Below are 25,163 nucleotides of genomic sequence, written 5' to 3' on the forward strand. Positions count from 1 at the left end.
GCCCGCGCTTGACCTACCGACGACCGTCGCGGTAGCGCTCTCATAAGATAATCGATCGCGTTCAGGAGAGTTTGCAGTGGACCGTGTACCGGTGAAGCCGTTCCGATCGCGCGACTGGTTCGCCGATCCCGCCCGCTCGGACATGACCGCGCTCTATCTCGAACGCTTCATGAATTACGGGCTGACCCCGGCGGAGTTGCGATCCGGGCGGCCGATCATCGGCATCGCGCAGTCAGGCAGCGACCTGTCACCGTGCAACCGCATCCATCTCGAACTCGCCAAGCGCACGCGTGACGGCATCCGCGACGCAGGCGGCATCGCGATGGAGTTTCCGGTCCATCCGATCTTCGAGAATTGCCGGCGGCCGACCGCGGCTCTGGATCGCAATCTGGCGTATCTGGGCCTGGTCGAGACGCTGTACGGCTATCCGATCGATGCCGTCGTTCTCACGACCGGGTGCGACAAGACGACGCCGTCGGGCATCATGGCCGCGTCGACCGTCGATATTCCGGCGATCGTGCTGTCGGGCGGACCGATGCTCGATGGCTGGCATGACGGCGAGCTGGTCGGATCGGGAACGGTGATCTGGCGCAGCCGGCGCAAGCTGGCCGCGGGTGAGATCGACGAGGAGGAATTCCTCAACCGCGCCACCGACAGCGCGCCGTCCGCCGGGCATTGCAACACGATGGGTACGGCCTCGACGATGAACGCGGTCGCCGAGGCGCTCGGGCTGTCGCTGACCGGGTGCGCGGCGATCCCGGCGCCGTACCGCGAGCGCGGGCAGATGGCGTACGAGACCGGCCGGCGGATCGTCGAAATGGCGTATGAGGATCTGCGCCCGTCGAAGATTCTCACGCGCGACAGCTTCCTCAACGCGATCCGCGTGGTCAGCGCGATCGGTGGGTCGAGCAACGCGCAGCCGCACATCATGGCAATGGCGCAGCATGCCGGTGTCACGCTGTACCCGGAGGACTGGTCGGATCATGGCTATGACCTGCCGTTGCTGGTCAACATGCAGCCGGCGGGCAAGTATCTCGGCGAGCGCTTCCACCGCGCGGGGGGCGTTCCCGCGGTGCTGCACGAGCTGATTGCGGGCGGGAAGCTCGACACGAGCTGCCTGACCGTCACGGGCCGGTCGATCGGTGAGAACATCGCTGGCCGCGAGACGCGTGATCGCGAGATGATCAAGCCGTTCGATGCGCCGATGATGGAGCGCGCCGGCTTCCTAGTGCTCAAGGGCAATCTGTTCGACTTCGGTATTATGAAGACCTCGGTGATCTCGCCGGCGTTCCGCACGCGCTATCTCTCGACTCCGGGGGCCGAGGATCGGTTCGAGGCGCGAGCGATCGTGTTCGAGGGGTCTGACGATTACCATCACCGGATCAACGATCCCGCGCTCGACATCGACGAGGGCTGTATCCTGGTGATCCGCGGGGCGGGGCCGATCGGTTGGCCGGGCTCGGCGGAAGTCGTCAACATGCAGCCGCCCGACGCGCTGATCCAGCGCGGCGTGCTGGCGCTGCCGACGCTTGGCGACGGGCGGCAGTCGGGGACGTCGGACAGTCCCTCGATTCTGAACGTGTCGCCTGAGAGCGCGGTCGGCGGCGGGCTGTCGTGGATCCGGACGGGCGACGTGGTGCGGATCGATCTGATCGCTGGGACCTGCGATGCGCTGGTCGAGCCCGACGAGATCGCGCGACGCAAGGGCGAGGGGTTGCCACCGGTACCCGAGAGCAATACGCCTTGGGAGGAACTGTACCGCGAGAAGACCGGGCAGCTGGCCGAGGGCGGCGTGCTCGACTTCGCGGTGAAATATCGCGGGATTTCGGCGAAGACGCCTCGACACAACCACTGAGCCTGAGGGCTGAGGGTGGGGCTCGGTGTCTCACCCCTTCCTTAAGTCACTGATCATCTTCAGCGTCGAAAATGCATACTGGCTGACCTTTGCGATTAATTCGCAAGGGTCAGCCAATATGGTTTCGCGCGCCCGCTGGAGTGACCGAGGGGGCGGTTAAGCGGCTAAAAACGCGGTATTATGAACCGAAGTCGTCCTCCAAAAGCACCTCCCCGGCGAAGGCCGGGGCCCAGTTGGGGGACGTTGCTAACGGAGGCAGGTCCGCCGTTATTTCCGCCTCGCCAACTGGGCCCCGGCCTCCGCCGGGGTAGTGCTATCGTGAGAAGGACGATGGCGGCCTGACACGACCACGCCAAGTCGAACCCCGCGATGACCCGTACCTACCCGGACCGCGACCCAAGCCGCGGTCCGGTGGTCGGCATTACCCCACCATGTCTTCCAACTCGCGGCCACGCGTTTCCGACACCATCTTCCAGACGAAGAAGAACGAGACGAACGCGGACAGGGCGTAGAAGCCGTAGGTGAGCGACAGGCCGAGCGAGATCGCCATCGTCGGGAAGCTTACCGAGATCGCGAAGTTCGCGAACCACTGCGCGAAGCCCGCGACCGCCAGACCCGAGCCACGGATCTGCGTCGGGAACATCTCGCCAAGCATCACCCACATGATCGGGCCCCAGCTCAGGTTGAAGAACACGACATACGCATTCGCCGCGATCAGCGCGATCAGGCCGTTGCGATCCGACAGGTGCAGCGAACCCTCGACGATCGCACCGCTCGCGAAGCAGATCGCGACGATCGCCAGCGCGACGGTCATGCCGGCCGAACCGATCAGCAGGAGCGGCTTGCGGCCGACCTTGTCGACCAGCGCGACGGTGAGCAGGCAGGCGATGATCGACAGCGAGCCCGACAGGATGTTGATGAGCAGCGCATCGCTCTCGCTAAAGCCGACCGACTGCCACAGCACCGAGCCATAATAGAACACGATGTTGATGCCGACGAACTGCTGGAAGATCGCCAGGCCGATGCCGGTCCAGACGATCGGGCGGATCTTGCCGCTCGCCTTGTCGATGAGGTCGGACAGCTTGGGGCGGTGCGCGTCGACCGACAGCGAGCCGCGGATCTCGGCGACCTTGCGCGTCGCCTCGGCGGCACCGAACAGGCGGGTGAGGACGACCTGCGCCTCGTCGTACCGGCCTTTGAGCACCAGGAAGCGCGGGCTTTCGGGGATGAGGAACAGCGTCGCGAGATAGATCGCGGCGGGGATGACCTGCATCCAGAACATCCAGCGCCATGCCGGGTAATCGAGCCAGAACAACGCGGTCGACGATCCCGCGATGCGAGCGAGATACCAGTTGGCGACGAATGCGCCGGTCAGGCCGGTGATGATCATGATCTGCTGCACGCTCGAAAGCCGGCCGCGGACGTTCGCGGGAACGACTTCGGAAATGTAGACCGGCGCGAGCACGCTGGCCGCACCGATGCCGAGGCCGCCGACGATGCGGGCGAGCACGAACATCGTCGCCGATGTAGCCGCACCTGCCGCGAGTGCGCTGACGATGAAGAGCACCGCGGCGATCATCATCACGTTGCGGCGACCGAGATTGTCGGCAAGCCGCCCGGCCATGAACGCACCGACCGACGAGCCGATCAGGATCGCGCCGACAGTGAAGCCGGTGCCGAGCGACGACAACGCGAAGGTGCTCTCGAGCCCGGCCTGCGTGCCGTTGATGACGCCCGAGTCATAGCCGAACATGAACCCGCCGATGGTCGCGACGATGACGATCATCGCAATCAGGGCTCGGTTCACTTGGGGCGCGGATTCTGCCGCTATAGTCATTGGTTTTCCTCTCCGTGACGGCGCTCTAACGGCGACGCTTATCGTGAATGGGGTGTCGTAAAATCGGTTGCACTAAAGTGTGACGGGTTCGACCGGGACGCCGGGAACGGCAACGCGGAAGGTGAACAGGTTTCCGGCCAGCGGCTGGGCTGCGAGCGCTTCGTCGTCGAGGCCTTTCGCGGCGGTCGTCGCATAGGCGGTGCGACCGTCGGGCCCACCGAGCGCGATCTTGGTGATGTTCGCGACCGGGAAGCGGACGATGTCGGTGCAGGTACCATCCGGCGCGAACCGGCGTGCCGCCCAACCGCCGAAGAACCCGACCCAGACACCACCCTCGGAATCGCAGATCGCCCCGTCGGGGTGACCGTCGTCGGGGCCGATCGTCAGGAAAGCGCGTGGCTCGCCGACGTTACCGGCAGCGTCGATCGGGTAGGCATCGATCCGCTTGCCGAGCGTGTCGACCGCATACAGCGTGCGGCCGTCGGGCGAGATCGCGGGGCCGTTGGTGATCGCGACGGGCGGGATCTCCGTCTTGGTCAATTCACCGTCATGCCAATGATAGACGTGGCCGGTGTCCTCGGACTCGGCGTTATCCATCGTCCCGAACCAGACGCGGCCAGCGGGATCGCGCGCGGCGTCATTGAGGCGGTTGCCAGGCGTTTCGGCGTGGACCGTCGCGATCTTATCGAACGCGCTGGTTGCCGGATCGAAACGGTGAAGGCCACCGCGAACCCCGGCCAGGAAGGCGCCATCGTCGGCGGGGATCACCCAGCCGGTCTGGTCGGGCGCGTCCCAGGTGTCCAGCTTCCCCGTCGCCGGATCGAAGCGGTGGATATGCGGCGCCTTGATATCAACGAACCAGAGCGCCGCGTCGCGCGCGACCCAGATCGGGCCTTCGCCGAGCGTCGCGCCGACGTCGCAAATGCTCTTCGCGGTGATTTCGACGGGGACTTCGCGGCTCATCTCAACGCCACCCGGCATCGACGAAATAATCGTGACCGGTGCACATCCTCGCATCGTCCGACGCGAGGAACAGCACCAGCGCCGCGACGTCCGCGGGCTGGACGCGGGTCTTGAGACACTGCGCGCCGATGATCTCGGCCTCACCCTCAGGCGTATACCATTTCAGCTGGCGCGGCGTTTCGACGTTGCCAGGGACGATCGTGTTGACGCGGATACCGTCGCCGCCCAGATCGCGCGCCATCGCGCGGGTCATGCCCTCGATACCGGCCTTGGCGGTCTGGTAGATTAGCAGTTCGGGCAGCGCGAGATGCCACGAGATCGACCCGAAATTGAGGATCACGCCACCGCCCGCGCGCTTCATCGACGGCACCACGGCCTGCCCTGCGAAGAACAGATGGCGCAAATTGGTTGCCATCCGCTCGTCCCAATACGCGGGCGTGATCTCCTCAATCGTGTGGCGATCGTCGTTCGCGGCGTTGTTGATCAGCACGTCGATCCCGCCGAGCCGGTCCTCGATCGTCGCAACGGTCGTCTTCAACGCATCAACGTCGCGCAGGTCGAGCGGCAGGAATATCGGCGCGGTCGCGACGTCGGGCGTCAGCGTCTCGATCAGCGCCTCGGCGGCGTCCTTGGCCATATCGACGAACGCGACATGCGCACCCTGACGCGCGAACGCCTCGACCAGACCGGCGCCGATCCCCGACGCGCCGCCGGTGATCAGGACGCGCTTGCCCTTCAGGCTTGGATAGATCGCCGTCTGGTCGGCCATTTCGGTCTTCTGCAACACGCGCTTACGCCCCTTGATTCTTGGTATGGCCGAGCAGCCCCCGGCTCGCGAGATTGCGCATCAGGTCGCCGATCCCGTAATTCCACGGCGCCGCGTCCTTCGACGTCGTCACCGGATTGACCAGCGCGCCGAGCTTCGGGTTCGAGATCGTGACGACATCGCCGACCGCGTGCGTGAAGCCGCGGCCGGGCTCGTCGCGGTCCTGCGTCGGCGCGAACAACGTGCCGAGGAACAGCACGAAGCCGTCGGGATATTGATGCTCGCTCATCGCCTGGCGAACGAGTTCTTCGGGATCGCGGCTGATCTGGTCCATCGAGCTGCTGCCGTCGAGGCGGTAGCCGTCTGCGCCTTCGATCGTCAGCGCGATCTGTGCCGCGCGAACGTCGTCCATGCCGAAATTCTCGTCGAACAGTCGGATGAACGGCCCGATCGAGCAGGACGCGTTGTTGTCCTTGGCCTTGCCGAGGAGGAGCGCCGAGCGCCCCTCGAAATCGCGCAAATTGACGTCGTTGCCGAGCGCCGCACCGACCGTCTTGCCGGTGCGATCGACGACCAGCACGACTTCCGGTTCGGGGTTGTTCCAGGTGGAGTCGGAGCGGATGCCGATTTCGCCACCCCAGCCGATCGTCGACAACGTCGGACCCTTGGTGAAGATCTCCGCATCGGGGCCGATCGCGACCTCGAGATATTGCGACCACATGCCGTCTTCGATCAACGCGGCCTTCAGCGAGGCGGCCTCGGGCGAGCCGGGCACGACCGAGCGGATGCTGCCGCCGACGCGCTCTTCGAGACGGGCACGGACCGCGGTCGCAGCCGACGCATCGCCGCGTGCGCGCTCCTCGATCACGCGTTCGAGCGCGGATACGGCGAAGGTTACGCCTGATGCCTTGACCACCTGCAGGTCGATCGGGCTGAGCAGACGGATCTTGCCATCGGCCGCTGGCGTCAGGTTCAAGTCGCCGAGGGCACCGAGATCGGCGCCGGCATCGGTATCGAAATCCCCACCCGCGATCAAATCGGCGACTGTCGGCGCGACGGCGGACATGTCATACACGCGGCCACCGCGAACGATCACGGGCGTCGGACCGTCGCCAAGGTCGATACGACCAAGTAACGCCGCCTTTTCCCAGTCGACGGGCAAAGCCCCCGTCGACGTGAATGCGATCTCCACGATGTCATCCCCTCCGTTTTGTTAGCGGTACCGTATGCTGCACAGCGTCAGCGTCAAGTCCCCAATGCCGATGTCGCGTCGCTGACCCGTCACCGACGTCACGACGGTTCAAATAAATGCGACCGATTAATCATACAATTAAAAAGTGGGGCGACGGTGTCCGGCAGCAGATAACTGCGTACGAAAAACCTCACAGTCGCTCTCGCAACCTTGGTATCGATATCATAGCGCCAAGCTTGCCATTATGCGCCAGGTCCCGTGGTGGCCCCAAAGCACGGCAAGGGCGGCTTGCGAGTTGGCGCGCCCGGAGGGGTTCGAACCCCCGACCGAGGAGGTAGAAGCTCCTTGCTCTATCCAGCTGAGCTACGGGCGCGCGCTGCGGCGACGACTAGCGCGGATTGTGCGGGCTTGGAACCTCGATCATAACGCCGAGCATGGAAATTGGAACGGATCAGGCGCCCGGGCTCGAACCGGTCGACGCGAATGCAGTCGGTGGGGTGCAGTTTCGCTATTTCGATTTCGTGATGGCGGCGTTCGTCACGATCCTGCTGCTGTCGAACGTGATCGGCGCGGGCAAGCGCGCTGTGATCGACCTGCCGTTCATCGGCGCGTGGCCGTTCGGCGCGGGCATCCTGTTCTTTCCGGTCAGCTATGTGATCGGCGACGTCCTGACCGAGGTCTACGGCTATGCGTATGCGCGGCGCTGCATCTGGGCTGGGTTCGGCGCGATGTTGTTCATGGTGTTCATGTCCGCGGTCGTCGTCGCGCTGCCGCCCGATGCCGGGTGGACGGGGCAGGCGGCGTATGAGTCCGTGTTCGGACAGGTGCCGCGGATCGTGTTCGCGTCGATCTGCGCGTTCTGGGTGGGAGAATTTGCCAACAGCTTCGTGCTCGCGCGGATGAAGATCTGGACGCAGGGGCGGATGCTGTGGACGCGGACGATCGGCAGCACGGTCGTGGGGCAGGCGTTCGACAGCCTGATCTTCTACCCGCTCGCCTTCTACGGTGCGCCGGACTGGCCGGTCGAGGCGATGCTGATGGTGATGGTCAGCCAGTTCTTGCTGAAGGTGTCGTGGGAGGTGCTGCTTACGCCGCTGACCTATGTCGCGGTCGGGTGGCTGAAGCGGCGCGAGGGCGTCGATGTGTATGATCGGGGGACGGACTTCTCGCCGTTCCGGACTCGGGTTTGACGCCTCTACAGACTGTTCTCCCGCGAATGCGGGAGTCCAGGGTTACGGTCGATGTGGATGGTATCCTGGGCCCCCGCTTGCGCGGGGGAACAAGCGTCAGGCGCTGACGGCTTCCAGCAGGCCCTCGAACAAGCGCCGTCCGTCGGTGCCGCCGTGTGCCGCTTCGATACGACGCTCCGGATGCGGCATCATACCAAGCACGTTGCCCTTGTCGTTCAGCAACCCAGCGATGTTGCGCGCCGAACCGTTGACGCTCTCCGCATAACGGAACGCCACGCGGCCTTCGCCTTCGAGGCGGTCGAGTGTGTCGGTGTCGGCGAAGTAGTTGCCGTCGTGATGTGCGACCGGAAAGGAGACGCGCTCTCCCGCCGTATAGCCCGACGTGAACGTCGAACTCGCCGTCTCGACCGTCAGCGCGACGTCGCGGCAGACGAAGTTCAGCCCCTCGTTGCGCATCAGCGCACCGGGCAGGAGTCCCGCCTCGGTCAACACCTGGAAGCCGTTGCAGACACCCAGCACAGGCAAGCCCTTGCCCGCCTGCTCGACGACCGCGCGCATAATCGGCGATCGTGCCGCGATCGCGCCCGAGCGGAGGTAGTCGCCATACGAAAACCCACCAGGGACCGCGACCAGGCCGACATCCGCCGGCAAGTCCGCATCACCGTGCCAGACCATGAGCGGCTTGACGCCGGTCACCGCCTCCAGCGCGACGGCGATGTCGCGGTCGCAGTTGGAGCCCGGAAAGACGATGACGGCGGTCTTCATGCGCGCTCGACCCGGTAGTTCTCGATCACCGTGTTGGCGAGCAGCTTGCGGCACATGCCGTCGATCGTCGCATCGTCGGTATCGTCGGCGACTTCCAGTTCGATCAGCTTGCCCTGGCGGACGTCCTGCACGCCGTCGAAGCCGAGGCTGCCGAGCGCGTGGTGGATCGCCCGGCCCTGCGGATCGAGCACGCCAGGCTTCAATGTCACGAAAACCTTGAGTTTCATTTACTTGCCCCGGTTCTTGCGATGCTTTTCGAGGTCGAGGACGGCGTTGTCCGCACCCTCGGGCAGCAGGCCAAGACGGCGTGCAACCTCTTGATACGCTTCGACTTCGCCACCGAGATCGCGACGGAAGCGATCCTTGTCCATCTTCTCGTTGGTTTCCATGTCCCACAGGCGGCAGCCATCCGGGCTGATCTCGTCCGCGAGGATGATCCGGCCGAAGTCGTTGTCGAAGATGCGGCCGAATTCGAGCTTGAAGTCGACGAGGCGGATGCCGACACCGGCGAACAGCCCGCACAGGAAATCGTTCACGCGGATCGCGAGGTCGGCGATGTCGTGCATCTCCTCCTGGCTTGCCCAGCCGAACGCGGCGATGTGTTCGTCGGAGATCATCGGATCGCCGAGCGCATCGTCCTTGTAGTAATATTCGATGATCGTGCGGGGCAGCTTGGTGCCCTCCTCGATCCCGAGGCGCGTCGAGATCGAGCCCGCGGCGACGTTGCGCACGACGACTTCGATCGGGACGATCTCGACCTGGCGGATCAGCTGCTCGCGCATGTTGAGCCGGCGGATGAAGTGTGTCGGCACCCCGATATGATCGAGCAGCGTGAAGATGTGCTCCGAAATCCGGTTGTTGAGCACGCCCTTGCCGTTGATCGTGCCCTTTTTCTGGGCATTGAACGCGGTCGCGTCGTCCTTGAAATACTGGATCAGCGTGCCCGGCTCGGGACCCTCGTAGAGGATCTTGGCCTTGCCTTCGTAGATCTGGCGGCGGCGAGCCATGCGCGGTCCCCTGGAAAATCGAGCGGTGAAAATCGAGCGGCCCCAGCCTACGCGCTATGCACCGCGAAGCCGAGGCCGGAATAGGCCGCGCCTATAGGCGAAGGGTGCGGGGGGTGCAATCGCGGCGCATGACTGCACCCGGAAAACTACCCGACGTCATCGCAAGGGTGGGGACGATGTGTCGTGGGAAGTCGCGAGCGGTCGGCTGGTTCGACGATCGATGCGGGCCATCAACTCTGTCCACCAACGCTGGATCCAGCGTCGCCAGACCAGGAAGACCAGCAAGATCACCAGCAGCGGCGGGCCGAGTGCCGCCAATACCCATAGCAGCGCCGTGACCGTCAATCCGATCGAGCCCAGCGCCGTGTCGCCCGCATCTTGCAGACGGTCGACCAGGCCGGTCCCGCGGCCGGTCGTATAGTCGAACGACATCGGCGTGTTGGCGAGACTTTCGCGTTGTTCGGATGCCGTCGCGGCCGCCGCCGTGGCTTGGCCCTGAGCGACCGCCTGTTGCTGGCGAAGTTCGGCACGTTCGCGCGGGGATAGATCGACGCGGGCCAGTTCGCGGTCGATCCGAGCGCGTTCGGCTGCGACGTCGGTCCGTTCGGTCGCGGTCGCTGCAGCGGCCGTGGCGACATCGGTTCCGCTGATATCCGCCCCCGTCAACGTCGCGCCGACGCTTTCCGCCTGCTTTACCCCGGCCCGGCCAAAGGCACGCGCCAGGGGGGCGGCGATCTTGACCGACAGGTTCGCGCTGACGTCGCCCTGCTGCCCGACCGTGTAGCGCAATCCCGTTATACGGCAGCGTGTTGCCCCGAGCCGTTCGCACGCGCGCGCATGCTCCTCCTGGAGATCCGAGATCCGGGACGAGGGAAGCGTCAGGTCATAGCTGTAGTCGAATGCCACCCCAGCGACAGAGTTGCCAGCGATGTCGGGCTCCCCGGCGCTACTTTCGGGAGCCTTGCTGCACCCGGCGAGGGACAACGCGATAGCGCCACTAACAACCCACTTCATGGACAGTCTCCCGTGATCGATCGAAACACTATCGATCAACTGGGATATGCCGTCAAGCGTGCTCAGGTCACGACGAGCCGTTGTGAATATGCCGGGTCGCGCCAGCTTTCGGTCTCCACCGTATCCCGCAATATCTCGCCTGCGCGCCAGACGTCTTCATGGCTGAGGTACAAGGGTGTCAGGCCCAATCGGAGGATGTCGGGGTCACGAAAATCGCCGATGACGCCGCGGGCGATGAGCGCTTGCGTGAGTTCATAGGCATGCGGGTGGCGGAAGCTGATGTGGCTGCCGCGTTTGGCGGGATCGCGGGGGCTGACGCAGTCGAGACCCAGTGCGTCGCCGGCGGTGGCGAGAGTATCGAACAATTGGGCGCTCTTGGTAGCGACGGCGTGCTGGTCGATGCCAGCCCAGAGATCGAGTGCGGTTTCCAGTGCGGCGGTCGAGAGCATCGCGGGCGTGCCTGCAAGCCAGCGCTTCATACCGGGGGCGGGGCGGTAGGCATCCTCGAACGCGAACGGCGCGGCGTGGCCCATCCAGCCGGATAGCGGGCTGGCGAGCGTATCCTGCCAGCGCTTGGCGACGTAGAGGAACGCAGGCGCGCCGGGGCCGCCGTTGAGGTATTTATAGGTGCAGCCGACCGCGAGATCGGCGTTCGCGCCGTCGAGGTCGATCGGGACCGCGCCGACGCTGTGGCTCAGGTCCCAGAGCATGAGCGCGCCAGCGTCGTGCGCACGGGTAGTCCAGGCGGCCATGTCGAAGCGGTCGCTGGTCTTGTAGTGGACGTGGGTGAGCAGCAGCACCGCGGTGTCTTCGTCGAGCGCCGCGGCTAGGTCTTCACGGGCCACCACTTCGAGCCGTGCGCCGGGGACGCAGGCGACTGCGCCCTCGGCGATGTGCAGGTCGGTAGGGAAGTTACCGGCCTCGCTGATGACGGTGTGGCGGTCGGGGTTGCTGCGGAGAGCGGCGACCAAAGCCTTGAAAAGATGCGTCGAGGTCGTGTCGCCGATGATCACCTCGTCCGCAGCCGCGCCGATCAGGGGAGCGATCTTCGCGCCGATCCGCTGGGGGGCGTCGATCCAGCCTTCGTTCCAGCTTCGGATGAGGCGGTCGCCCCATTGGCGCGTGGCGACGTCTCCAAGCGCTGCCGGGGTAGCCTTTGGCAGCGCACCGAGCGAGTTGCCGTCGAGGTAGATCACGCCTTTGGGGAGCGCAAACTTGTCGCGGTATGCCGCGAGCGGATCGGTCGCGTCGAGTGCGCGGGCGTCTTCGAGGGTCATCGGGTCTTTCCGACATAGGCGAGGATCAGGCGTCTGGCTTTGGCCCAGGCGGGCGTTTCCGGCGCGATCAGTTCGACATGTCCGGTCGCCGGGATGGTGTGGAGCGTGGCGGTGTCGCCGGCTGCCGTGGCCTTTGCGACATAGTCGGTTGCCATGACGAAGGGAATGATCCGGTCCTCGCGGCCGTTGATCAGGTCCTGCTCCACGCCGAGGGGTAGCAGGCGCGGGACCGAGGTTTCGGCGTAGACGTCCGGACGCTGCGGCGTGGGCGCGCCGACCAGTTTCGCGACGACTTCGGTACCGCAGCCATTGTTGGCGTTGGTCGCAGTAGCTTCGAGATCGGGCAGGCCGCCGAGGCTGATGACATGGCGTATACGGAGCGGGTGCGCAGTATGGAGCGCGCTCGACGCGGGAACTTTCGGGCGGGCGGCGAGCCAGAGCGCGAGATGGCCACCAGCCGAGTGGCCGATCGCCAGCACGCGGCGCGTATCCAGGTTGAACGTCTTGGCGCTGATCTTGAGTTGGTCCGCAGCCTTCGCAGCATCCGCGAACGTACCGGGATAGCCGCCGCCGGTGCGGTCGACGCCGCGATAGTCGATGTTCCAGACAGCGACGCCGGCGTTGCGGAGGTCGTCGGCGATCCAGTTCATCAGGCTGCGATCGGCGATGCTCGTCGTCCAGCAGCCGCCATGCACCATCACGACCACCGGGAAGGGCGCCTTAGCCTTGCCCTTGGGGAGCCAGACGTCAACCTTCTGCATCTGGTCGGTGCCATAGTCGACGGTCGCATCGGGCATCGGTTTCGGACGCTTGGTCAGGTCGGGCCACGTTAGAAGCTTGGCCGGTGGGATAGCAGGCGTTTGCGCCATAACGGGCGTGGACATCGCGGCGAGCGCGAGAAAGGCATGGCGGATCATGGGGTTGGTGTAGCGGGCTCGATCGACCGCGTCATGCGGGCATATCGTCGTGATCGAACGTGCAGGCCGCTTCGTACGTTCATGCTTTGATCGTTTCGTTCCCGGCTGCTATCGCTGCACGCAATGGCCACCGATTTCAAAGATCCGTTCGACTCCATCGTCGACGCCCCCTTCGACAGCGCGCTGTCAGAGCGGTATCTCGTCTATGCCTTGTCGACGATCACCGCGCGGTCGTTGCCCGACGTGCGCGACGGGATGAAGCCGGTGCATCGTCGCCTGCTGTGGGCGATGCGGCTGCTCAAGCTCGATCCGGCGCAGGGCTACAAGAAGTGCGCGCGTGTCGTCGGCGACGTCATCGGCAAATACCATCCCCACGGCGATCAGTCGGTCTACGACGCGATGGTGCGTTTGGCGCAGTCGTTCGCGATGCGCTATCCGCTGGTCGACGGGCAGGGCAATTTCGGTAACATCGACGGCGATAACGCCGCCGCCTACCGCTACACCGAGGCGCGGCTGACGCAGGTCGCGATCGACCTGATGGATGGGCTCGACGAGGATGCGGTCGCGTATCGCCCGACCTATAATGGCGAGGACCATGAACCCGAGCTGTTCCCCGGGCTGTTCCCGAACCTGCTGGCGAACGGCGCGAGCGGGATCGCGGTTGGCATGGCGACGAGCATCCCGCCGCACAATGCGGCTGAGTTACTGGAGGCGGCGATCGTCCTGATCGATACGCCCGACGCGGACGATGCGGCGATCCTGGAGCATGTGAAGGGTCCGGACTTTCCGACCGGCGGACTGGTCGTCGACCCGCCCGCGGTCATCCGCGAATCCTATGCGACCGGGCGTGGTGGCTTTCGTGTGCGGGCGCGCTGGGAGACCGAGCGTGAGAAGGGCGGCGGCTGGCAGCTGATCGTCACCGAGATTCCGTACGGCGTGCAGAAGGGCAAGCTGATCGAGCAGATCGCCGACCTCATCAACGCCAAGCGCCTGCCGATCCTCGCCGACGTGCGCGACGAATCGGATACCGAAATCCGTATCGTGCTCGAACCGCGCAGCCGCACGGTCGATCCGCAGATCCTGATGGACGGGTTGTTCCGGCTGACCGACCTCGAGACGCGGATCAGTCTCAACCTCAACGTGCTCGACAAGGACCGCACGCCGCGGGTGATGTCGTTGCGCGAGGCGCTGGCGGCGTGGGTCGACCACCAGTTCGTCGTGTTGCGCCGGCGGACCGAGCACCGGCTGGCGAAGATCGCCGACCGGGTCGAACTGCTCGACGGCTATCTGATCGCGTACCTCAATCTCGACCGCGTGATCGAGATCATCCGCACTGAGGACGAGCCCAAGAAGGTGATGATCGCCGAGTTCGCGCTCACCGATCGCCAGGCCGAGGCGATCCTTAACATGCGGCTGCGCTCTCTGCGGCGGCTCGAAGAGTTCGAGATCAAGACCGAGCGCGACAAGCTCGACAAGGAGCAGGCGACTCTCGCCGCGCTGCTCGCCGATCCGAAGAAGCAGCGCGCGCGGATGAAGCGCGACATGGCGAAGATCCGCGATCGATACGGGCTTGAGACCCCACTCGGCAAACGGCGTACGACGATCGAGGAGCACGCACCGACCCGCGATATCCCGCTCGAGGCGATGATCGAGCGCGAGCCGATCACCGTGATCCTGTCGCAGCGCGGCTGGATCCGCGCGATGAAGGGGCACAATGATCTGGCGAGCCCGGAGGCGCTGAAGTTCAAGGAGGGTGATGGCCCGGCCTATGCGTTCCACGCGCAGACCACCGACAAGCTGTTGCTCGCAGCGGAGAACGGGCGGTTCTACATCTTGGCGGCGGACAAGTTGCCGGGCGGGCGCGGGTTCGGCGAGCCGGTGCGCGCGATGATCGACCTCGATGGCAGCATCGGGATCGTCGCGTTGCTGCCAGCGAGCAAGCATCCCAAGCTCTTGGTGGTAGCGACCGACGGGCGCGGCTTCTCGGTGAGTTCGGCAGAAGTCGTCGCCGAGACGCGCAAGGGAAAAACGGTGATGACACCGCGCCTGGGCGCGCAATTGAAGATCGTCCGGCCGATCGGCCCCAATGACGATTACGTCGCGGCGATCGGCGACAATCGGAAGATGCTGGTGTTCCCGCTCGCCGAACTGGTCGAGATGACGCGCGGGCAGGGCCTCCAGCTGCAGCGCTATCGCGACGGTGGACTTGCCGACGCGATCACGTTCGTCTTTGCCGAAGGGCTCAGCTGGGCGATGGGCGGCGGCACCGGCCGCACTCGGACCGAATCGGACCTTGGGCCCTGGCGCGCTGCCCGCGGAGCCGCCGGGCGGATGCCGCCAACGGGCTTTCCGCGCGATAATCGGTTCGGATAATGGATGAGAAAGGCCCCATTCAGGGTCCTTCAGAGCCTCTTAACGAACCCGCGGTACCGGGGAGCATGCCATCGACCGCCCTCGAACAGACTGCAAAGCCGATCGTGACGAGTGATATGGTCGCACGCGGGCTTGAACTCGTGCCGATCCCCGCGGTTCATATCGTCTTGAACGCGGGGCAACTCGAGCTGTTCGCGATGAATCGCGCGTATCGTCTGGCGGGGTTCGGCGTCGTTGCGGAACGCTCGCCGATGATCGCCGAGCTCGGCGGCCGGATCCGGGCGTTTCTCGGCTCGCAGCGGATCAGGTCCGACTTCGATTGGGTCCTGGGCAACGAGATCGACTGCCGCCATTACCGCGTCACGATCGCACGATCCGATCCCATATTCCGGGAACGGTGTACGATCAGTTTCATCGACCTGACGTCGCAGGTCCAGACCGAGCGCAGTCTGCGTCGCGAGATGACGACTGACAGCCTGACGGGATTGTTGAACCGGGAAGGGTTCGCGGACCTGATCGAGGAGCTAGAAGACCATACGGTCAGGGCCGTGCTTGCGATCGACCTCGATCGGTTCGGCCGGCTGAACTCGTGCCTTGGCTCGTTGGCGGGAGACGAATTGCTGATCACGGTGGCGCGTAGGATCAAGGGTGCCTTGCGCGCGCGCGACACGCTGGCGCGGATTGGCGGGAATCAATTCGGTATCCTGATATCGATAGACCAGGATCGCGAGGAGGCGCAGGCGCTGGCCGAGCGGATCCACCGGACGTTGCAAACGCCGTTCCGGTTGACCGATTACGAGATCAACGTCGAGTGCTCGGTCGGTATCGCCTTCGGTGCCGATGAGTCCGGCGACAATGTCGACCTGGTCCGCCACGCGCAGTTTGCGGTAAAACGCGCGAAGGTGAGTGGTCGCGCCGAATTCTACCAGGTCCAGGATTTCGCGATCGCCCGCGCGCAATTCGGCATGGAGACCGCGCTACGTCGCGCAATCGAGCACCGCGATCTGCGGCTGGCGTATCAGCCGATCTGCGACTTGGCGACCGGCCGGATCGTGTCGTTCGAAGCGCTGGCGCGCTGGACCGACAAGGATGGCCACGAACATTCGCCTACCGAATTCATCGCGGTCGCCGAGGAATCGGGGTTGATCGTGCCGCTGGGGCGGTGGGCGATCGAGGAAGCGGCGCAGACGCTGGCGCGCTGGGACGCGACGAACGGCGGACCGTGTGGGGTGAGGCTCGCCGTCAACCTGTCGGCGATCCAGTTGCAGCGTGATGCGATCGCCCCGGTGCTGCAGGCGGCGCTGGACTCGACGGGGCTGTCGGGAGATCGGTTCACGCTCGAACTGACCGAGAGCGCGATCGTCTCGGATCCCGACCGGATCGCCGGGACGATGCACGCGCTGAAAGCGCTCGGGACGAACCTGGCGATGGACGATTTCGGTACCGGGTATTCGAACCTCGCCTATCTCCAGAAGCTGCCGATCGACATCCTCAAGATCGACCGAAGCTTCGTGACGGGCATGCTGGCGGACCGCGACAAGGTGTCGATCGTCCGCGCTATCCTCAGTCTGGCGCAGGCACTGGGGATGCGGACGACGGCCGAGGGGGTCGAGACGCATGAACTGTCCCAGACGCTCGCGGCGCTGGGGTGCACGTACGGGCAGGGCTATTTCTACGCGCGACCGCTGGAGCCGGATGCGGCGTATGCGATGATCAACTCTATAACTGCTATGAACTGACTGGCGCCCACGCCGGCTCAATCGGGTTAGGCGGAAACCTCCGCCACCAGTCCGTCGGCAATGACCGCCACGCGCTCGGCGCCCGGAAACCCTTCCGAAATCCACTGCGTCTCGACCCGGCGCAGCATCGCAGCCACGTCCGGCCCCTTGCGGAGTCCACGTTCGACTAGAGCCCCGCCGGAGAACGGGAACGCAGGCGGTGTCCAGTCCGTGATTGCGGACACGTCTTCGCCAGCGATGAGCTGACGGTCGACCGCGCCGGCCACACCGACACGATAGGCCAAGGCGAGCGGGCCTTCCTCACCCGGCCCCGCAGTGGCTGCCATGAGGCGCTTGCGGTCGACGTTCGACAGCTTCAGCCTCGCTCCAACGGCCTCCGCGGCGGCAGGCGCGATCGCCACAGCGAGGCGGCGGATCGGATTCGGTGCTATGCCAGCGCCCGTCTCTCGCTCGGCTAGCACGCCGAGACGCGCCGCTCCCCCGGCGTCTATCTCGGGCAATACCGCCCGGAAGATGCCGCGTTCAACCATCAGCGCGACTACGGGCACGGCGTTGGCGGCGACCAGCAGCTTCAGGACTTCGCTCGCCACGCGTTCGCGGGAGAGCGCCATCAGGTCGTTCGCGCGCGCGGTGCAGGCGTCGAGACCGGCTTGGTCGATCGTAGTGCCGAACCGCGCGTGGAAGCGGAAGAAGCGGAGGATGCGCAGGTGATCCTCGGCGATCCGCTGCAACGGGTCGCCGATGAAGCGGACGCGCCGCGCCGCCAGATCGTCGAGACCACCGAAATAATCGAAGATCTCGCCCGTCGCGGGATCGGCGTAGAGCGCGTTCATCGTGAAGTCGCGCCGCGCAGCATCCTCGCGCCAGTCGTCGGTATAGGCGATGATCGCATGCCGGCCGTCGGTCGAGACGTCGCGGCGCAATGTCGTGACCTCGACCGGACCCGCGGGGGTGACTGCCGTGATCGTACCGTGCGCCAGGCCGGTCGGGACTGCCTTGATCCCCGCATCCTGGAGTCGTTCGATCACCTCCTGCGGGGGCAAGCGCGTGGCAATGTCGACATCGGCGACGTCGATCCCGAGCAGCGTATCGCGCACCGCACCACCGACGAAGCGCGACTCGCCCTCCGCCGCGCCGAGAACCTTCGTCAGCGCATCGAGGCCGTCCCGTTCGCGCCACGGCGCAGCCGGGAGTATCAAGACCACCTCAGGCGGCGGGCGAGGTTGACGATCATCGCCGCAGTCGCACCCCAGATACGGCGCTCGTTCCACATGATCTCGTAATAATGCCGGTCGTGGCCCTGCCATTCGAGCGTCGCCTCGACATGGTTCGCTTCGTCTAGCAGGAACGCGAGCGGGACTTCGAACACGCTGGCGACTTCTGCCTCGCTCGGGGTGAAGATCAGGTCGGGCGGAATGACGCCGATCACCGGCGTCACCTGGAACCCGGTGACGGTGCGATAACTGTCGGCTTCGCCGATCACCCGGACCTTGTTGCGAGGAAGTGCGATCTCCTCCTCGGCCTCGCGCAGCGCGGCGGTGACGACGTCCTCGCCGGGATCGATCCGACCGCCGGGAAACGCGATCTGGCCGGGGTGGCGGCTCATCGTGTCGGTGCGCTGCGTCAGGATCACGCCCGGATCGGCGCGGTCGGTCACCGCGATCAGCACCGCGGCGGGCAGCAACGTGTCGGCGGCGGTAAGGTCGCCGTCATGCTGGTCGCCGGTAAGCAGGATCATGTGCGACCCGGCGCCCTTTGCCAGCGCCGCGGCCATCCGTTCCGTCAGGCTCATGCAGCGGGCTCCAGCGGGAAGAATGCGCCGTCGCTCCACAGGCCGGCGGGCGTTGCGTCGTCTGCGATCGCGCGCTCGGCGAGTTCGTAATAGACCGAGCGGACGACCAGCGCCTCCATCCCGCCGCGGACGGCGAGATACGGGCGCGGACCGCCATCTCCGTCGGTCGTGTCCTCGACGAAGCGCAGCGGATGCTCCGGACCCGCCGTAACGAGGTCGCCGGTATTGAGCCGGAAGGCGAGCTTCGCATCGCGACCGCTACCCTCGGCCTTCATCTCCACCGCGATGAACGGCGCGTCTTCGACCTCGATATCGAGCTTTTCGACCGGGGTGACGAGGACATGGCTGCCGTCGGGTTCGCGGCGCAGGATCGTCGAGAACAGCCGAACCATCGCCGGGCGGCCGATCGGCGAGCCCTGGTGATACCAGGTGCCGTCGCGCGCGATCCGCATCTCGCTGTCGCCGCAGTGCGTCGGGTTCCATTTCTCGACCGGCGGGAGCTTGGCCTCTTCGACGAGCTTCGCGATTTCGGCGAGACTGAGCGAGGCGATATCGGGGATGGCATCCATGGGCATGGCGGCGGACTAGGCGGGCAGGAGGCGGAGGTAAAGCGGTGGCTTATGCGGATGCGGCGACCGGCATGGTCTCCGCAACGCGCGGGCCTAGCATGCCGGTGCTGTCCGGTACGGCATCGCCGCGCGCGAGCAGGCGGTGGCGCTCGACCGGGCCGGGGGCGGCCCAGCGTGCAGTGCGGTCGGCGGAGAAGCCGAAGAAGCGGCCGTAATAGTCGGGATCGCCGATCAGCATGAGCGCATCGTCGAGCCCCGTGAAGGCAGCCGCATCGAGCGCCTGCGTCATCAGGCGACGACCGATGCCATCGCCTTGATGGTCGGGTACCACGGCGACTGGGCCGACCATGATTAGCGGAAACAGTCTGTCGTCGTCGACCAGCGCAATCGGCCAGCACTGGATCGAGCCAACCAGCACGCCATCCTCGACCGCGGCGAAGCTGAGCGCGGCGACCGGCTTCGTGCCACCGCGGATCGTGTACGCGGTCCGCGTGAACCGATCCGGGCCGAAAGCGGCATCGAGCAGCATCTCGACCGCTGTCGGGTTGATGCTGGCCAGGGGAACGAGAGTGATCAACGGCATCTCCGGCCCGGACTGCGCCGCGTACACGCGGGAAGGGCAGCGCGCTTTAGCCTTGGCGACGCTGAACGCAAGGATAACCGGACCGTCGCTCGGCCGACCCGGCGCGAACGGTGTGACTTTCATCTCGCGGTGCGTCTGCTAGAGGCGCGCAGATGGAAGACAGTCTCCAACTCGAAGTCCACGATCTCGAAGTGCAGGTCCTGACCGGCATCTATTCGGAGGAGACGCACCTGCCGCAGCCGCTGCGGATTTCTCTGACCGTGGACATGGTCTGCCCGAGACACTTCGCGCCGGATACGCCGTTATCGGCATCCAAGAACTATCTCGACCTGAAGAACGCCGCGACTACCGCGCTGCCGCCCGGCGTGCATTTCACGCTGATCGAAGGCGTTGCTGATCACATCTGCGAGACGTTGTTCTTGCAGGATGCCCGCGTCCTGCGGGTGATGGTCAAGATCGTGAAGCTCGCGATCGCCGAAGCCGACGAGGCGATCGGCGTGACCCTCGTCCGCCACCGCCGCTGATCGCATGCTGCTGACACTGGAGCCGGGCGGGGACATCGCGGCGCTCGTCCGTGACGCGATCGGCGAATCGCGGATCGTGTTGATCCCCGCGAACCTCGATCCGCTGATGATGGCGCAGGCGAGGGCGGCGATCGGCCCCCTCGCGATCGAGTTGGCGCCAGCGGTTCGCGTGAATGCGGTGGCACCGGCCGAGGCGGCTCGACACGCCGATGTTGAGGCCGCGGTAGCGTTTCTCGAGCAGGCGCGCTCCACCACCGGACAATTACTGGCGGTCGGCTAGCCCGCGCGCTTCCCAGGGTAGTTCAGCTTTTCCGAGTCCGTCCGCACGGCCCCAGCGCGGCCAGGACGAACGCGTAATCCTCGCGTGCGATCGTCGCATCGGCTGCCTCTAGCGATCCCGTGCTCCGATCCGGCAAGGCCTGCGGCAAGGCGCAGCTCAGCCGGTACCACAGCAGCGTCTCCGGGGCGGGGGGCGCCGCCGATTCATCAACGATCTCGCTCAGCGCAACCGCCCAGCGTGGCTGTTCGCCGGGACGACGTAGCACCGACAGCGACACCGGGCGCTGGTCGGCCGTCGTCAGGAAGATCTGGGTCTCGCCTTCACCGGGTAGCGCGCCCGGCACGTGAAACGCGTTGCCGATGCCGGTGATGACCGGCGGCGCATCGCTCGCCAGGGCATCGCGGGCGATCTTTCGTGCGCGCGCATCTGCGGTCGGCGTCCAATCGAGCTGCGCGTCGGGCGCGACCAGCTGGACCTGATTCACCGCGCCGGGCACTGGTCTGGCGAAGATCAGCACGCGCGCCTTCTTGAATTTCGGCACCCGGCCGGCTGCGTCGGGCATCACGTCGAGCAGATACCCGATTCGCGGCGGCAGCCCGTCGGCGCCGCGGACCAGCGCGGTGACATCGACCTCGACATATAGTCTGACATGCCCCGCCGCGAGATTCGGTGCCTCGGCCGGCTTGATCTTGGTCGTCGACCGGACGGTCGCGTCGGCGATCACGGGGGCGGAAAGCACCAGGTCGGCGATGTCGGAATATCCAATGCCGCCAGCCGCTTCGCGCTGCACCGCACCCTGCGGCGCACCCGCGTTATCGCCGAAAACCCGGGGTGCAGTCGGGGTTTCCTGAGCGCTTACAGGAGTTGCCGCGATGATGACGGAGAGGGCCGAAGCCGTAACGTGAAAGAGAAGATTCATGTCTTCAGGCTACGCTACGCAAGCTGAACGATACAGAAATAATTCTGCCATCCTATGGTTGTACGTTTGTTGCGTCCGACAAAGCGTTTGCGTGTCGCAGAACGTGGCGATAGGACTTGCTCACTGCCCCGTGGTTATTCCGGCCAACGGCAGACGCATGTGCCGCGTACCCATTGCGGGCACGTGCGTACGGAGCAGGCAGATTAAGGGAGTGTCGTTTCTGAATGGCCTATACTGACCAAAAGATGTCCGGAGGCAAAATCGTTGCGATCGTGATCGTCGCGCTGATTCATGCGGCCTTGGGCTATGCTTTCGTCACTGGCCTCGCGTACCAGTACGTGAAAAAGGCCCAGGAAAAGATGACGACGTTCGACGTGGAGCCGCCACCGCCGCCGCCTCCGCCCGACGAGCCCCCGCCGCCGCCACCCGACCAGCCAAACCTGCCGCCGCCACCGACCACGGTCGTGACGCCGCCGCCAGTCGTGGTAACGCCGCAGCCAGCGCCCGCGCTGACGACGTCGAGCATCATTCCTCGGTTCCAGCCGACGGCACCGCCGTCGCCGCCCGCACCACCAGCGCCGCCGGCACCGCCGCCGACGCCACGTGTCTCGCAGGCTGCTGGTCTCAAGGGTAACCCAGGGCAGTATTTCGGCGCGGACAATTATCCGCCGTCGGCACAGCGCGAGGGTGCTCAGGGTCGCGTTTCCGCGAAGCTGACGATCGGTACGGATGGTCGCGTGACCGACTGTTCGGTGACGTCGTCCAGCGGCAACACGACGCTGGATGATGCGACCTGCCGGATCTCCAAGGCGAGGGTGCGTTTCACGCCTGCCAAGGACGAGAACGGCAATGCCGTAGGGTCGTCGTACCAGCTGAACATCAGGTGGGTCCTGCCTCAGGAATGATCCATCCTACGTCAACCGCACCAGATAAAATTCAGTCAGAGGACTAAGCGAACATGATCACCACCATTCTTGCAGCGGCAGCGCCCGCCGCAGCCGACGCCAACCCGTACGGCCTGCAAGCCGCACTTCGCGAAGGCGGCCTGATTTCGCAGACCGTGTTCGGCATTCTCGTGCTGATGTCGGTCGTGTCGTTCTACATCCTGTTCTCGAAGCTGTTCGAGCAGCAGAAGATCATCGGCCAGGGCAAGCGCGTCCGTCAGGCCTTCTGGTCGTCGAACAGCCTTCGCGAAGGTTCGGCCAAGCTCGAGAAGAACTCGGCCTACAAGCAGATCGTCGACGACGGTCTGGCCGCTCAGGATCAGCATTCGAAGCTGACCGATCCGGTCGAGGCGCATGACTGGCTGCACGGTTCGCTGGCGCGTTCGGAAGCTGCGATCAACTCGAAGCTGGGTGGCGGTCTCGCCTTCCTCGCAACGGTCGGTTCGGTTTCGCCGTTCATCGGCCTGTTCGGTACGGTTATCGGCATCTACCGCGCGCTCGTGAAGATCGGCGCATCGGGTCAGGCATCGATCGACAAGGTCGCAGGGCCGGTCGGTGAAGCACTGATCATGACCGCCCTCGGTCTGGTCGTCGCGGTTCCTGCCGTTCTGTCGTACAACTGGCTGCAGCGCCGCAACAAGTCGATCGCAGAGGACCTGTCGGCCTTCTCGAACGACGTGCTCGGCTTCCTTGCCTCGAACGGCGCAGTGCGTCCGTCGATCGCAACGGCTGCTAAGCCGATTTCGGCCAAGCCTGCCTCGACGACCACGACTGCCGGCCAGACCGGTGGCGTACCGCGCGCCAACTAAGACGCGAAAGGCGGGGCTGCTGTTCGCAGCCGCCCCGCTTCATTGCCGCCGGCGGTTCCGGTGGCGATTATATGGATAGGATAGTTCGCACATGGCGATGAGTGTTGGTGGCGATTCCACCGAGAGTTCGATATCGGACATCAATACGACGCCGCTGGTCGACGTCATGCTCGTGCTCCTGATCATCTTCCTGGTGACGACGACTGTCGCGGTCCAGGCTGTGCAGCTGAAGCTGCCGGATGTTCGGTTCGATCCGACGATGACCAAGCCTGAGAACGTCTCGCTGTCGGTAACGTCGGCTGGCGGACAGTGCCAGGTGTACTGGGGTCTTTCGCCGGTGACTCACGAAGAGCTGCTGCAGCGTGCCGTCGACAAGCTGAAGGCTGAGATCGCACGTCAAGGCGGTGTCAACGCGGCTGGTCTCGAATTGCCCGAGGCTCACATCCGCGGTGACGTGAACGCACCGTATCGCTGCATCGGCGCAACGATCTACACGATGCAGCAGGCTGGGTTCGCCCGCGTCGGCTTCATCTCCGAACCGCCTCCCGGCGGCACCACTGAACGTTGATGGCGAACGCTGATGCCGAACGCTGATGATCGCTCGGACGTATTTAGGAGTAGTATAAGATGGCAATGAGCGGCGGCAAAGAAGATGGCGCGCCGATGATGGAAATGAACATGACGCCGTTGATCGACGTCCTGCTCGTTCTCCTCATCATGTTCATCATCACGATCCCCATTCAGACGCATGCGGTGAAGGTCGACCTTCCGGTCAACAGCAAGAACCAGCCGCAGAATCCGGTCGATCCACAGAAGAACAAGATCTCGATCGATCCCGCCGGTACGGTCGCATGGAACGGTTCGCCGGTCGACGAGGTCACGCTGCGCCAGTATCTGGACCAGTCCGCCGGCATGACGCCAGAGCCCGAACTCCACTTCCAGCCCGATCCCGAATCGAAGTATGAAGTGGTCGATCGCACGCTGGCCGTCATCAAGCGGTCCGCGATCACCAAGCTCGGCTTCATCGGCAACGAGCAGTATCGCAACGCTTTCTAAGTCGTCTGCATACAGTATCGAACGTCCAAAGGGCGGTCCTCCGGGACCGCCCTTTTTTGTTGCGCGGTCGTCGCTGGACGGCGGACGAACCGGAGCCGCGAAACGCGTCATGGTGCATCGAGAGGCGATAATCCGCTCGCGGGACCGAACTTGATCAATGTGCTTGTATGACAGTCATCGAAGTGACACACCGTTGTCACAAAAATGAAACCTTCCGATACGCGAAGGTCAGTGGAGATGGATGATGCGCAAGACCGTCCTGTTCGTTCTAGCAACCCTGGGTGCAGCCACGCCGGCGTTGGCGGACCAGTCCGCGTCGACGGATCGCACTGGCTATGTCGCGATCGCGGCAGGCGACCTGTCGACGGCAGAACAGCGCATCGTCGCCGAGCGGAAAATCTTCCCGCAGCGTCCCGAACTTATGCTCAACCTGGCATCGGTCTATCATCGTACCGGCCGCGAGTCGGAGGCACGCGCGCTGTATGCGGCGGTGCTGGACCGTCCCGCGGTCGCGATGGACCTGCCATCGGGCGCAGTGGCGTCATCGCACGATCTGGCCAGCCGTGCCTTGGCGCGCCATTCGCAGCAGATTGCGACTCGCTGACGACTGGCTCGCGCCGTCCAAGAAGGTCGCGTACTACCTTGTTTCCCCGCGAAGGCGGGAGCCCAGACTGGGTCCCCGCCTTCGCGGGGAAACAAGCTGAGGAAGCGGTTGAACGTATGTGCACAGCGGCGAACAGCTATCAGCCGTAAGGTACGTCACCGTTCGATCTGAGCTCCATGACGGCGGTT

At 65.0% G+C, this 25,163-nt stretch carries 26 protein-coding genes and 1 tRNA gene; 11 read left to right on the plus strand and 16 right to left on the minus strand.

Features of this window, described 5'->3' with window-relative positions:
* Positions 1 to 76: 76 nt before the first annotated feature.
* Positions 77 to 1,855, plus strand: a complete 1,779-nt coding sequence (locus C8J39_RS08155; RefSeq protein WP_056482432.1) for an IlvD/Edd family dehydratase — start codon at positions 77 to 79, stop codon at positions 1,853 to 1,855.
* Between the two features lie 421 nt (positions 1,856 to 2,276).
* Here the strand turns inward: C8J39_RS08155 and C8J39_RS08160 are convergent, their stop codons facing one another.
* The 5 genes from C8J39_RS08160 to C8J39_RS08180 form a co-directional block, all read right to left on the minus strand.
* A complete protein-coding gene (locus C8J39_RS08160; protein WP_082452776.1) occupies positions 2,277 to 3,692 on the minus strand; it encodes a sugar porter family MFS transporter in 1,416 nt (471 codons plus the stop codon).
* A 72-nt stretch (positions 3,693 to 3,764) separates the two neighbouring features.
* The gene (locus tag C8J39_RS08165) at positions 3,765 to 4,655 is read right to left on the minus strand and encodes an SMP-30/gluconolactonase/LRE family protein (RefSeq protein WP_243649802.1); all 891 of its coding nucleotides are present in this window, start codon (positions 4,653 to 4,655) and stop codon (positions 3,765 to 3,767) included.
* A gap of 1 nt (position 4,656) precedes the next feature.
* The gene (locus C8J39_RS08170) at positions 4,657 to 5,424 is read right to left on the minus strand and encodes an SDR family NAD(P)-dependent oxidoreductase (RefSeq protein ID WP_056059533.1); all 768 of its coding nucleotides are present in this window, start codon (positions 5,422 to 5,424) and stop codon (positions 4,657 to 4,659) included.
* Positions 5,425 to 5,446: 22 nt separating this feature from the next.
* On the minus strand, positions 5,447 to 6,616 hold the full coding sequence (locus C8J39_RS08175) for a fumarylacetoacetate hydrolase family protein (RefSeq protein ID WP_404969331.1): 1,170 nt from the start codon (positions 6,614 to 6,616) through the stop codon (positions 5,447 to 5,449).
* Positions 6,617 to 6,909: 293 nt separating this feature from the next.
* Positions 6,910 to 6,986: transfer RNA gene (locus C8J39_RS08180), tRNA-Arg, on the minus strand.
* Between the two features lie 61 nt (positions 6,987 to 7,047).
* Between C8J39_RS08180 and C8J39_RS08185 the strand changes: the two genes are divergently transcribed.
* A complete protein-coding gene (locus tag C8J39_RS08185) occupies positions 7,048 to 7,803 on the plus strand; it encodes a queuosine precursor transporter (protein WP_120300028.1) in 756 nt (251 codons plus the stop codon).
* 96 nt (positions 7,804 to 7,899) lie between these two features.
* On the opposite strand, the gene purQ is transcribed toward C8J39_RS08185, so the two are convergent.
* From purQ to C8J39_RS08215, 6 genes are all read right to left on the minus strand, one after another.
* Entirely contained in the window at positions 7,900 to 8,568 is a 669-nt protein-coding gene (purQ, locus tag C8J39_RS08190) for a phosphoribosylformylglycinamidine synthase subunit PurQ (RefSeq protein ID WP_120300029.1), read from the minus strand.
* Positions 8,565 to 8,795: a phosphoribosylformylglycinamidine synthase subunit PurS gene (purS, locus tag C8J39_RS08195; protein ID WP_056050714.1), complete on the minus strand. Its 231-nt coding sequence runs from the start codon at positions 8,793 to 8,795 to the stop codon at positions 8,565 to 8,567. Before purS ends, purQ begins: the two co-directional genes overlap by 4 nt.
* Positions 8,796 to 9,575 (minus strand): phosphoribosylaminoimidazolesuccinocarboxamide synthase, encoded by a 780-nt coding sequence (gene purC / locus C8J39_RS08200; protein WP_056050712.1) that lies wholly within the window; start codon positions 9,573 to 9,575, stop codon positions 8,796 to 8,798.
* A 156-nt stretch (positions 9,576 to 9,731) separates the two neighbouring features.
* Positions 9,732 to 10,481, minus strand: a complete 750-nt coding sequence (locus C8J39_RS08205) for a hypothetical protein (protein ID WP_120300030.1) — start codon at positions 10,479 to 10,481, stop codon at positions 9,732 to 9,734.
* 170 nt (positions 10,482 to 10,651) lie between these two features.
* Positions 10,652 to 11,866 (minus strand): kynureninase, encoded by a 1,215-nt coding sequence (gene kynU / locus C8J39_RS08210; RefSeq protein WP_120300031.1) that lies wholly within the window; start codon positions 11,864 to 11,866, stop codon positions 10,652 to 10,654.
* A complete protein-coding gene (locus tag C8J39_RS08215) occupies positions 11,863 to 12,783 on the minus strand; it encodes a S9 family peptidase (RefSeq protein WP_120300032.1) in 921 nt (306 codons plus the stop codon). Before C8J39_RS08215 ends, kynU begins: the two co-directional genes overlap by 4 nt.
* 123 nt (positions 12,784 to 12,906) lie before the next feature.
* Between C8J39_RS08215 and parC the strand changes: the two genes are divergently transcribed.
* Together parC and C8J39_RS08225 are read left to right on the plus strand one after the other, a co-directional pair.
* Complete coding sequence (gene parC, locus C8J39_RS08220; RefSeq protein WP_120300033.1) at positions 12,907 to 15,156, plus strand: DNA topoisomerase IV subunit A; 2,250 nt, start codon at positions 12,907 to 12,909, stop codon at positions 15,154 to 15,156.
* A gap of 65 nt (positions 15,157 to 15,221) precedes the next feature.
* Positions 15,222 to 16,895 (plus strand): bifunctional diguanylate cyclase/phosphodiesterase, encoded by a 1,674-nt coding sequence (locus C8J39_RS08225; RefSeq protein WP_120300034.1) that lies wholly within the window; start codon positions 15,222 to 15,224, stop codon positions 16,893 to 16,895.
* 26 nt (positions 16,896 to 16,921) lie between these two features.
* Here C8J39_RS08225 and C8J39_RS08230 read toward each other — a convergent pair whose 3' ends face one another.
* The 4 genes from C8J39_RS08230 to C8J39_RS08245 are packed head-to-tail and all read right to left on the minus strand — an operon-like array spanning position 16,922 to position 19,833.
* On the minus strand, positions 16,922 to 18,100 hold the full coding sequence (locus C8J39_RS08230) for a CCA tRNA nucleotidyltransferase (protein ID WP_243649807.1): 1,179 nt from the start codon (positions 18,098 to 18,100) through the stop codon (positions 16,922 to 16,924).
* Complete coding sequence (locus C8J39_RS08235; protein ID WP_120300036.1) at positions 18,091 to 18,687, minus strand: CoA pyrophosphatase; 597 nt, start codon at positions 18,685 to 18,687, stop codon at positions 18,091 to 18,093. The genes C8J39_RS08230 and C8J39_RS08235 overlap by 10 nt, the downstream gene beginning before the upstream one ends.
* Entirely contained in the window at positions 18,684 to 19,262 is a 579-nt protein-coding gene (locus C8J39_RS08240) for a DUF1285 domain-containing protein (RefSeq protein WP_120300037.1), read from the minus strand. The genes C8J39_RS08235 and C8J39_RS08240 overlap by 4 nt, the downstream gene beginning before the upstream one ends.
* A gap of 43 nt (positions 19,263 to 19,305) precedes the next feature.
* The gene (locus C8J39_RS08245) at positions 19,306 to 19,833 is read right to left on the minus strand and encodes a GNAT family N-acetyltransferase (protein ID WP_120300481.1); all 528 of its coding nucleotides are present in this window, start codon (positions 19,831 to 19,833) and stop codon (positions 19,306 to 19,308) included.
* A 158-nt stretch (positions 19,834 to 19,991) separates the two neighbouring features.
* Here C8J39_RS08245 and C8J39_RS08250 point away from each other — a divergent pair, with 158 nt between their 5' ends.
* Entirely contained in the window at positions 19,992 to 20,363 is a 372-nt protein-coding gene (locus tag C8J39_RS08250) for a dihydroneopterin aldolase (protein ID WP_056058178.1), read from the plus strand.
* A gap of 4 nt (positions 20,364 to 20,367) precedes the next feature.
* The gene (locus tag C8J39_RS08255; RefSeq protein ID WP_120300038.1) at positions 20,368 to 20,643 is read left to right on the plus strand and encodes a Rossmann fold domain-containing protein; all 276 of its coding nucleotides are present in this window, start codon (positions 20,368 to 20,370) and stop codon (positions 20,641 to 20,643) included.
* 22 nt (positions 20,644 to 20,665) lie between these two features.
* Here C8J39_RS08255 and C8J39_RS08260 read toward each other — a convergent pair whose 3' ends face one another.
* Positions 20,666 to 21,562, minus strand: a complete 897-nt coding sequence (locus C8J39_RS08260) for a hypothetical protein (protein ID WP_120300039.1) — start codon at positions 21,560 to 21,562, stop codon at positions 20,666 to 20,668.
* 224 nt (positions 21,563 to 21,786) lie between these two features.
* Between C8J39_RS08260 and C8J39_RS08265 the strand changes: the two genes are divergently transcribed.
* From C8J39_RS08265 to C8J39_RS08285, 5 genes are all read left to right on the plus strand, one after another.
* Complete coding sequence (locus C8J39_RS08265) at positions 21,787 to 22,467, plus strand: energy transducer TonB (protein ID WP_056058187.1); 681 nt, start codon at positions 21,787 to 21,789, stop codon at positions 22,465 to 22,467.
* A gap of 53 nt (positions 22,468 to 22,520) precedes the next feature.
* Positions 22,521 to 23,315, plus strand: a complete 795-nt coding sequence (locus C8J39_RS08270; RefSeq protein WP_120300040.1) for a MotA/TolQ/ExbB proton channel family protein — start codon at positions 22,521 to 22,523, stop codon at positions 23,313 to 23,315.
* A gap of 91 nt (positions 23,316 to 23,406) precedes the next feature.
* Positions 23,407 to 23,883: a biopolymer transporter ExbD gene (locus C8J39_RS08275; RefSeq protein ID WP_056058193.1), complete on the plus strand. Its 477-nt coding sequence runs from the start codon at positions 23,407 to 23,409 to the stop codon at positions 23,881 to 23,883.
* 59 nt (positions 23,884 to 23,942) lie between these two features.
* Positions 23,943 to 24,371, plus strand: coding sequence for a biopolymer transporter ExbD (locus C8J39_RS08280; protein ID WP_056058196.1), 429 nt, complete (start codon positions 23,943 to 23,945; stop codon positions 24,369 to 24,371).
* A 244-nt stretch (positions 24,372 to 24,615) separates the two neighbouring features.
* The gene (locus tag C8J39_RS08285) at positions 24,616 to 24,975 is read left to right on the plus strand and encodes a tetratricopeptide repeat protein (protein ID WP_056059539.1); all 360 of its coding nucleotides are present in this window, start codon (positions 24,616 to 24,618) and stop codon (positions 24,973 to 24,975) included.
* The last annotated feature ends 188 nt before the right edge of the window (positions 24,976 to 25,163 follow it).

Source organism: Sphingomonas sp. PP-CC-1A-547 (assembly GCF_003610375.1).
Lineage (GTDB): Bacteria > Pseudomonadota > Alphaproteobacteria > Sphingomonadales > Sphingomonadaceae > Sphingomonas.